This window comes from Comamonas sp. (assembly GCF_009360615.1).
Taxonomy (GTDB): domain Bacteria; phylum Pseudomonadota; class Gammaproteobacteria; order Burkholderiales; family Burkholderiaceae_C; genus Comamonas.
Genome location: NZ_SPEY01000043.1, coordinates 1 through 9,334, shown reverse-complemented (window position 1 = coordinate 9,334; position 9,334 = coordinate 1). Strand labels below are relative to the sequence as shown.

Sequence of the window (9,334 nt, the reverse complement as noted above, 5' to 3'; positions counted from 1 at the left end):
TTGTAGCAATGAAGTGAAGCAAGTCATGACTCGCATTGTGCCTGCTTAGAAGCAATTAATCCCAAGAAAGTGCGCCTCCGGTCTGATACTCGATCACACGTGTCTCAAAGAAGTTACGTTCTTTCTTCAAATCGATCATTTCGCTCATCCACGGGAAGGGATTTTCTTCACCGGGGAACAGTTCTTCCAGGCCGATCTGCGTGGCGCGACGGTTGGCGATGTAACGCAGATAGCCCTTGAACATGGACGCATTCATGCCCAGCACGCCGCGCGGCATGGTGTCTTCGGCGTAGCGATATTCGAGCTCCACGGCCTTCTGAAACAGCTCCGTGATTTCCTGCTTGAACTCGGCCGTCCACAGGTGGGGATTCTCGAGCTTGAGCTGGTTGATCAGATCGATGCCGAAGTTGCAGTGCATGGACTCGTCGCGCAGGATGTACTGGTACTGCTCGGCGGCGCCCGTCATCTTGTTCTGGCGGCCCAGGGCCAGGATCTGCGTGAAGCCCACGTAGAAGAACAGGCCTTCCATCAGGCAGGCAAAAACGATCAGCGACTTCAGCAGGGTCTGGTCGGTTTCGGGCGTGCCGGTGTGGAAGTTGGGGTCCATGATCGCTTCGATGAAGGGGATCAGGAACTCGTCCTTGTCGCGGATGGATTGAACTTCGTTGTAGGCGTTGAAGATTTCCGATTCATCCAGGCCCAGCGATTCCACGATGTACTGGTAGGCATGGGTGTGGATGGCTTCCTCGAAAGCCTGGCGCAGCAGGAACTGGCGGCACTCGGGTGCCGTGATGTGGCGGTAGGTGCCCAGCACGATGTTGTTGGCGGCCAGCGAGTCGGCCGTCACAAAGAAGCCCAGGTTGCGCTTGACGATGCGGCGCTCGTCGTCGGTCAGGCCGTTGGGATCCTTCCACAGCGCGATGTCGCGCGTCATGTTCACTTCCTGCGGCATCCAGTGGTTGGCGCAGGTGGCCAGATATTTTTCCCAGGCCCACTTGTACTTGAAGGGAACCAGCTGGTTCACGTCGGTCTTGGCGTTGATGATGCGCTTGTCGGCGGCATTCACGCGCTTGTGGGTGCTGGTGGACGCCCCGGCTTCTGCGCTGGTGGCGGAAGGTGCAAAGGTGTCGTCGTCAAAGCTCAGCATATCAATTCCTTGAAGGGAAAAAGCTGGGTGCAGAGCAATCGACATCCAGCCTTCTGATTTATCTATTTAGCAGGCACCACTAAAAACTGGTGCACTCCAAACCAAAGACACCGGGCAAGAGCCGTCTCGCAGCGAAGGTGTCGTCCCCCTCCCGATGCAACGCATCGAGAGAGGGGGAAGGCGCAGGGGGCCGCCTGGGCCAAGCGCCTCGGGGGAGCCAGTCAATTACTGGCAGGCCTCGCAGCCCGGGTCGTCGATGGCGCAGAACTTGATGTCCGTGGCCGGAGCCTGGGCGCGGGCAGCGGCGGCGGCTGCTTCCAGTGCGCTGACTGCAGGCTTGGCCGCAGGGGCTGCCGAAGCGGCCGGAGCGCCGGAGGACACGGCGTTCAGCACGCGGCTTTGCACGGTGGACTTCTCGATATTGGTGGCGCTGGTGGTGCGCAGGTAGTAGGTGGTCTTCAGACCGCGCAGCCAGGCCAGCATGTAGGTGTCGTGCAGCTTCTTGCCCGATGCGCCGGCCATGTAGATGTTCAGGCTCTGGGCCTGGTCGATCCACTTCTGACGGCGCGAGGCAGCTTCCACCAGCCATTCGGGCGCGACTTCGAATGCGGTGGCGTAGAGGTTCTTGATCTCTTGCGGCACGCGATCGATGGAGCGCAGCGAGCCGTCGAAATGCTTGAGATCCATGACCATCACGTCGTCCCACAGGCCCAGGCGCTTGAGGTCGCGCACCAGGTACTGGTTGATGACGGTGAACTCGCCCGACAGATTGGACTTCACGGACAGGTTGCCGAACGAAGGCTCGATCGAGGCATCCACACCCACGATGTTGGAGATGGTGGCGGTGGGGGCAATGGCCACGCAGTTGGAGTTGCGCATGCCGTCCTTGGCGATCTTGGCGCGCAGGGCGTCCCAGTCCAGCTTGGCCGAACGATCCACTTCCACATAGCCGCCGCGGGCCTTTTCCAGCAGCTTCAGGGTGTCGGGGGGCAGGATGCCCTGATCCCACAGCGAGCCCTTGAAGGTGGAGTAGGTGCCGCGTTCCTTGGACAGTTCGGTCGAAGCCCAGTAAGCGTAATAGCAGATGGCTTCCATGGCCTCGTCCGCGAACTCGACGGCACCCTGGCTGGCGTAGGCGGTGCGCATTTCATACAGCGCATCCTGGAAACCCATCAGGCCCATGCCCACGGGGCGGTGGCGCAGGTTGGAGTCCTTGGCCTTTTGGACCGCGTAGTAGTTGATGTCGATCACGTTGTCCAGCATGCGCATGGCCGTGTTCACGGTCTTGCGCAGCTTGTCGTGGTCGATCTTGCCGTCCTTGATGTGCTGGACCAGGTTCACCGAGCCCAGGTTGCAGACAGCGGTTTCGGTGTCGCTGGTGTTGAGCGTGATCTCGGTGCACAGATTGGACGAGTGCACCACACCCACGTGCTGCTGGGGCGAGCGGATGTTGCAGGGGTCCTTGAAGGTGATCCAGGGATGGCCGGTCTCGAACAGCATCGAGAGCATCTTGCGCCACAGATCCACGGCAGGCACGCGCTTGAACAGCTTGAGCTCGCCGCTGTCGGTCTTGGCTTCATAGGCGGTGTAGGCCTTCTCGAAGGCTTCGCCGTACAGGTCGTGCAGGTCGGGAGCGTCGGCGGGCGAGAACAGGGTCCACTGGCCTGCTTCCATCACGCGCTTCATGAACAGGTCGGGAATCCAGTTCGCCGTGTTCATGTCGTGGGTGCGGCGGCGGTCGTCGCCGGTGTTCTTGCGCAGCTCCAGGAATTCTTCGATGTCCAGGTGCCAGGATTCCAGATAGGTGCAGACCGCGCCCTTGCGCTTGCCGCCCTGGTTCACGGCGACGGCCGTGTCGTTGACCACCTTGAGGAAGGGAACCACGCCCTGCGATTCGCCGTTGGTGCCCTTGATGCGCGAGCCCAGGGCGCGCACGCGGGTCCAGTCATTGCCCAGGCCGCCGGCAAACTTGGACAGCAGCGCGTTTTCCTTGATGGATTCGTAGATGCCGTCCAGGTCGTCCGGCACGGTGGTCAGATAGCACGACGACAGCTGCGAGCGCAGCGTGCCGCTGTTGAACAGCGTGGGGGTGGACGACATGAAGTCGAAGGACGACAGCAGTTCGTAGAACTCGATGGCACGGGCATTGCGGTCGGGCTCGTTCAGTGCCAGACCCATGGCCACGCGCATGAAGAAGGACTGGGGCAGCTCGATGCGGGTCTTGCGCACGTGCAGGAAGTAGCGGTCGTAGAGGGTCTGCAGACCCAGGTAGTCGAACTGCTCGTCGCGCTCGGCCTTCAGGGCCTTGGCCAGACGGGGCAGGTCGTAGTTCAGCAGCTCGGGGTTGAGCAGCTCGTTGTCCACGCCTTTTTGCACAAAGCCGGGGAAGTAGTCGGCATAGGCGGCCTGCATTTCTGCGGGCTGAACGTCGCGGCCCATGACTTCGCGCACGATGGTGTGCAGCAGCAGACGGGCGGTGACGTAGGTGTAGTCGGGGTCTTTTTCGATCAGCGTACGGGCGGCCAGGATGGACGCCTTGTAGACCTCGGCCAGAGGCACGCCGTCATACAGATTGCGCAGGGTTTCGGCCACGATGGGGGCGGACTGGATGTCGGCATTCAGATTGCCGCAGGAAGCGACGATCAGGGCTTCCAGGCGCTCCTGGTTCAGCGGCACGCGCTGGCCGTTGTCGGTCACATGCAGCACGGGCTTGGTGGCGGCAGCGGCTGCCACTTCGGCGACCTTCTTCTGTTCGGCACGTTCCTGGTTGCGGCGCTCGCGGTACAGCACATAGGCGCGGGCCACGTCCTGGTGACCGGCGCGCATCAGGCCCAGCTCGACCTGGTCCTGCACATCTTCGATATGGAAGGTTCCGCCATCGGGACGCGAACGCACCAGGGCGCGCACCACGCCGTCGGTGAGCTCGTTGACGGTGTCACGCACGCTGGCGGAAGCCGCGCCCTGCGCGCCGCGCACGGCCAGGAAAGCCTTGGTCAGGGCCACGGCAATCTTCTGCGGTGCGAAAGCCACCACATCGCCGCTGCGGCGGATGATCTGGTAGCTGTCATTGGGGGAGGAAGAATTGGCTGCACCGGCGGGTGCGGCAGAAGGCAGTGAGTTCAACGCTTCTTGCATAAGTTCCTCTGAGTCAGTATGTGGATAGGCAGGCAAAGGCCTGCACTGGGGAGCAGGCCATCAAAAACACGATTCGGCGCCTTGGTCTACACATGGTTTGCACAGGGTGTGCACAACTTGTAAACACTAGATATGGGGTCTGAGGCGTCCTGAAACACTACCGGTAGTGTATCGCGCTTAAATCTGGCTAACCTGATGAAACTACTGAATCTGACATTTCAAGCACCGCTTGACAGCGGTGGAAATGACTTCATCCCGCATGAATAAAGGCCCGTGGCACGGTTGCATCCGGCCGGAGGTCGGCCTGGAAATATGTAAAAAATTTGCGTGTTTGATGCAGGCGACAGTTGTTGCGCGCGCGCCATTGACATGCGGCGTCGAAATGCGGAAACGATGGGTGACGCTGGCTTGCAAGAGGAGGAGCGCCTTGCGCTTGTCATCAGTCAAGTTCGGCCTGAATCGACTTTGATTCAAGGGCTGAAGGGCCGGCGGTGCAATCCGGGAATCAGGCAGTGCGTGAAGTGCGAGGCGGAAACTCCCAGGACCGGGTGCTGTCCGCGCTGCCCAGCAGCCGCTGCAACCGCTGCCAGTCAAAGCCCGGGCCGGGGTCCTGCTTGCGCCCCGGGGCGATGTGCTCGTGCCCCGCGATGTAGTGCACCGGGTATTGTGCGGCGATGGCGGTGCACAGCTGCCGCAGGGCCTGGTACTGGGGGGCTTCGAAGCTCAGGCCTTCCAGTCCTTCGAGTTCGATGCCTATGGAGTCGTCATTGCAGCGATCACGCCCGCGCCACTGGCTCATGCCGGCATGCCAGGCTCGGTCGTCGCAGCTGACGAACTGCCAGATCTCGCCCTGGCGTGTGACAAAGAAATGGGACGAGACCTCGAGGCCGCGGATACCCTGGTAATACGGATGGGCGTCCCAGTCCAGCTGATTGGTGAACAGTTGCTGCACCGCGCCTGTGCCGTACCGGCCCGGAGGCAGGCTGATGGAATGGATGACGACGAGGTCGATCTGGGCCTTCACGGGGCGGGGGCCGAAATTGGGAGAGGCCAGGTGACGTGCCGCGCCATACCAGCCGGCTTGCCACGGCTGCTGTGGCGGCAGGGCCTGGGCGTGGGGTGCTGCGGGGTCAGGCATTGTCGCTCTGGTGTTTGCAACCTTCGGCTGGCAGGTCTATGCCGAGCCGGTCGATGCGATAGCGGATCTGGCGCAGGCTGATGCCCAGTCTGGCTGCCGTGGCGGTGCGATTGAAGCCGTTGTCCTGCAGCGCTCTGACCAAAATGCTGCGCTCCTGCTCGTCGAGCCAGCCTTGCAGATCCTCGGGCAGCGTGGCCGGACTGCCTGCATGTGGCGTCAGCGGCGCCGGCACGCCGGTGGCCGATGTCCCGCTGCCGGATGCCGGGTCCGCCGGTGCACTGCCGCCGTCGGCCGGAGGGCCGGATTCGGGCAGGCGCAGCGGGCCTCCATCGCCCAGTGCAATGGCCCGGTGCAGCACGTTCTCCAGCTCTCGCACGTTGCCGGGCAGCGGCAGCCGGGCGATCTGGTCGAGGCCGATGTCGTCCAGCTCCGGAGTGGGCAGGCCGGACTCGCGGGCCAGCTTCTGCAGCAAAGCCTGGCAGAGCTGGCCCAGGTCTTCGCGGCGCTCGCGCAGTGCGGGCAGCTCGATTTCGATGACGTTGAGGCGATAGAACAAGTCCTGGCGGAAATGGCCGCGCTGCACCTGCGCGCTCAGGTCGCGATGGGTGGCGCTGAGGATGCGCACATCGACGGCTTCCTCCTGGGTGCTGCCCAGCGGGCGTATCTTGCGCTCCTGGATGGCGCGCAGCAGCTTGGCCTGCATAGCCAGGGGCAGGTCGCCGATCTCATCGAGAAACAGGGTGCCTCCCTGCGCCGCCTGAAAGTAGCCGGGCCTGTCCTGCGTGGCTCCGGTGTAGGAGCCCTTGCGGGCCCCGAAGAACTCGGCCTCAAGCAGGTTTTCCGGGATGGCACCGCAGTTGACGGCGATCATGGGGCCATCGGCACGCTGGCTGCAGGCATGCAGGGCACGAGCCACCAGCTCCTTGCCCGTGCCCGATTCACCATGGATCAGTACGGGAGCCATGCCCTTGGCGACCTTGGCGATGCGCTGCTTGACGCGTTGCATGGCCTGCGAGTCTCCCACCAGCGCATCCAGGGCGCCCGGCGGGGTTGCCGCCCGGGCATCCTGGGTCGGTGCGCTGCCTCCGGCCGGCAGGGTGCCCGGCTTGGGCACGGCGCCAATGCCTTGCACGGCCGAGGCCACGACCTGGCGGAACTGGCGCAGGTCCACGGGCTTGGTCAGATAGTCAAAGGCGCCGGCGCGCAGGGCTTCCACGGCGTTCTCGGCAGAGCCATAGGCCGTCATGACGATGCAGCGTTCGCTGCGCGACTGATCCCGCAGCTGCAGCAACAGCTCCATGCCGATCCCGTCGGGCAGGCGCATATCGGTGATCACGACATCGAAACTGCGCTCCTGCAGCTGGGCTGCGCCCTCCTGCACCGAGCCTGCGGTTTCCACGCGGTAGCCTTCCCGCAGCAAAGTCAGCTCGTAGAGCGTGCGCAGATCGGGCTCGTCATCGACCACGAGAATGCTGGCTGCTGCGGATGAGTGAGGCGAAGATATCACTGGGCTTACACCATGATCGAGTCAAACAGGGTGTGGCTTGCGAGGGAGGAGGGGCCGCTGCGCAGAGTCACGATGAAGGCATTGCCGTCCGCATCGCCTTGCGGCGTGGCGAGGCTCAGGCGCTGGTAGCTGATGGTGGCGTCGTAGCGCTGGCAGAGCTCGCGGCAGATATAGAGTCCGAGGCCGCTGGATCGGCTCTGGGAGGAAAAGAAGGGCTCGAACAGATGACGCTCGACGCTGGACTCCAGCGGCGCGCCATCGCTCCAGACCATGAACCAGCAGATGTCGTCCTGCGGCGCAAGGCCTTGAATCTGTCCATGCAAGGATCCATGGCCGCTGATCAGTTGCAGGCCCGCCTCGCTGCCGGCGTGGCTGCGGTGGCGCTGGGCATTGTCCAGCAAGTTGATCAGCACGCGGCGCAGATGCTCCTCGTCAAACAGGATATGCCGGGCGGTTGCATTGAGCCGAAGCAGCATCTGGCGGGATGGCGTGGACTGGGTGCGCCATTCATGACTGATCTGGGACAGCAGGTTGTCCAGCGGCAGCGACTGGCCCTGGTGGGGTTGTGCGCCCTGTTGCACGCGCGCCAGGTTGAGGATCTCTTCGGCGATGCGCGCGAGACGGTCGGCGTTCTGGCCGACGATGCGGCACAGCTGCTGCGGGCCGGGCTGGCTGACCAGGTCTTCGGCCAGCAGTGCATTGGCCTGGGTGATGGCGGCCAGCGGGTTGCGTATTTCGTGTGCCACGGCCGCCGACATGCGTCCCATGGAAGCCAGCTTTTCGGTACGCAGCTGTGCTTCCATTTCGCGCAGGTCGTGCAGAAACATGACGCAAAGCGAGTGGCTGGCCTGCGTTTGCGGGCCCTCATCCAGATAGGGGGCCGACACTTCGGTGATGCGGGTGCGCACATGGATGCCCGTGGCGCCCTGCCGCTCATGGGCCTGCAGGTGAATCGTGGCGGACAGCGGCCTGGCATGGGCGAAGCTGGCCTGTGTCGCCTGCGCCAGCGGCTCCCACCAGCTGTGGGCCTGCAGGGAAAAAAGCTGGGGATGATCGATGGGCAGACCCAGCAGTTGCAGCGCAGCCGGATTGGCCTGCAGCACCTGCAGGCTGGAGTCGACCACCAGCACACCGTCGGAGAAGTGGTTGATCACCAGGCTGTTGACCTGCTCCTGGGTCTGGGTGCGCAACCGGTTGAACAGGGCCTGGGAGCGCTCGCGCCTCACGCGTCTGGCCAGCTCGTGCGTGAGGTAGGCCACGCAGAAATAGCCGGCACAGGAAAAAGCCGCCTGGTAATAGGACTGGGCACCGTCGTTGAGGCCACCGTGGTATCGCCAGAAGGTGTAGGCCAGCGTCAGCAGCGTGATGCTGGCCGTGGTGCCAAAGGCCAGCATGAGGCCGCCCAGCGCCGAGGAGATCAGGACGGGAATCGCCAGCAGCGCGGTGTAGTTGAGCGAGCCGACCTGAAAGATCTGCAGCAGAAAGATGGCCGCAATGTCGACGCCGATCACAGGCAGCCATTGCAGGGCTGCGCGAGGTGCCGGCAAATGGCGCCCGGCCGCCAGGCGCAGCACCACGGTCAGCGCCAGATAGGTCAGGCAGATCAGCCAGGCCAGGGGCGAGCTGATGTTCTGCAGCTGCAAATTCAGCGTCTGAAGCAGGATGAGGGCCAGCGCCAGCAGCACGCGGCCGCTGAGGAAGGCCTGCCACAGGCGCACGAACGGTGCGTTGAGGCTGGCGTCCGCACGGCGGCTGATGGCCGCATCCAGCGGGATGGCGGTGTGCTGCCAGGGCGAGGCGGAGTGCTCCATGCGATCAGCTGCGGCCGCTGTCTTGACGGCCCAGGCGGCGGTGTTCCGCGCTGCAAAAGCTCTGGCCCGAAGTGTCGGTCACGGCATCGGCCTGCGGCATATGAAGTCCGCAGTGCGCACAGGCCACCATCGTCTGCGCGGTCTTGAGCGCCGAGGCCGGGGGGCTGTGCGGCACCGCTTCGGCACGGCGCTTGCTGCGCCAGATGCCGACTGCCACGATCACGACCAGAAGGACGAGCAAAAACTTCATGCCGCGCGCTCCAGCAGGACTTCAATCACAAAGCGCGAGCCGACATAGGCCAGCAGCAAAAAGACGGCACCGATATAGAGAACGCGCACGGCGCTCTGGCCGCGCCAGCCGAATCGCCTGCGCCCGAACAGCAGCAGGGCGAATGCCAGCCAGGACAGCAGCGAGAACACGGATTTGTGATTCCATACCCAGGCCTTGCCGTAGAGCTGCTCGCCAAACAGCCAGCCTGCGGCCAGTGTGGCGGTCAGCAGCACAAAGCCCGCTCCGACAAAACGGAAGGTCAGCCGCTCCAATGTCAGCAGCGGCAGTCCGCTGTCGTGGTCTCCTCCCTGACGCATCTGCCGCT

General features: G+C 63.6%; 7 protein-coding genes. All 7 read right to left on the bottom strand.

From position 1 onward, the window contains the following. Window positions 1–55: 55 nt before the first annotated feature. Window positions 56–1,147, bottom strand: a complete 1,092-nt coding sequence (locus E2583_RS13215; protein ID WP_291596440.1) for a ribonucleotide-diphosphate reductase subunit beta — start codon at window positions 1,145–1,147, stop codon at window positions 56–58. Window positions 1,148–1,372: 225 nt separating this feature from the next. Next, window positions 1,373–4,282, bottom strand: a complete 2,910-nt coding sequence (locus E2583_RS13210; protein WP_291596438.1) for a ribonucleoside-diphosphate reductase subunit alpha — start codon at window positions 4,280–4,282, stop codon at window positions 1,373–1,375. A gap of 505 nt (window positions 4,283–4,787) precedes the next feature. Then, window positions 4,788–5,420, bottom strand: coding sequence for a 1,6-anhydro-N-acetylmuramyl-L-alanine amidase AmpD (gene ampD, locus E2583_RS13205; RefSeq protein ID WP_291596435.1), 633 nt, complete (start codon window positions 5,418–5,420; stop codon window positions 4,788–4,790). Then, complete coding sequence (locus E2583_RS13200) at window positions 5,413–6,885, bottom strand: sigma-54 dependent transcriptional regulator (protein WP_291596442.1); 1,473 nt, start codon at window positions 6,883–6,885, stop codon at window positions 5,413–5,415. The genes ampD and E2583_RS13200 overlap by 8 nt, the downstream gene beginning before the upstream one ends. A 47-nt stretch (window positions 6,886–6,932) precedes the next feature. Further along, window positions 6,933–8,738, bottom strand: a complete 1,806-nt coding sequence (locus E2583_RS13195) for a PAS domain-containing sensor histidine kinase (protein WP_291596433.1) — start codon at window positions 8,736–8,738, stop codon at window positions 6,933–6,935. 4 nt (window positions 8,739–8,742) lie between these two features. Further along, window positions 8,743–8,988 (bottom strand): PP0621 family protein, encoded by a 246-nt coding sequence (locus E2583_RS13190; protein WP_291596431.1) that lies wholly within the window; start codon window positions 8,986–8,988, stop codon window positions 8,743–8,745. Continuing rightward, window positions 8,985–9,334, bottom strand: a 350-nt coding sequence (locus tag E2583_RS13185) for an inner membrane protein YpjD (RefSeq protein WP_291596429.1), incomplete at its 5' end; no start/stop codon positions are given. The genes E2583_RS13190 and E2583_RS13185, both read right to left, overlap by 4 nt.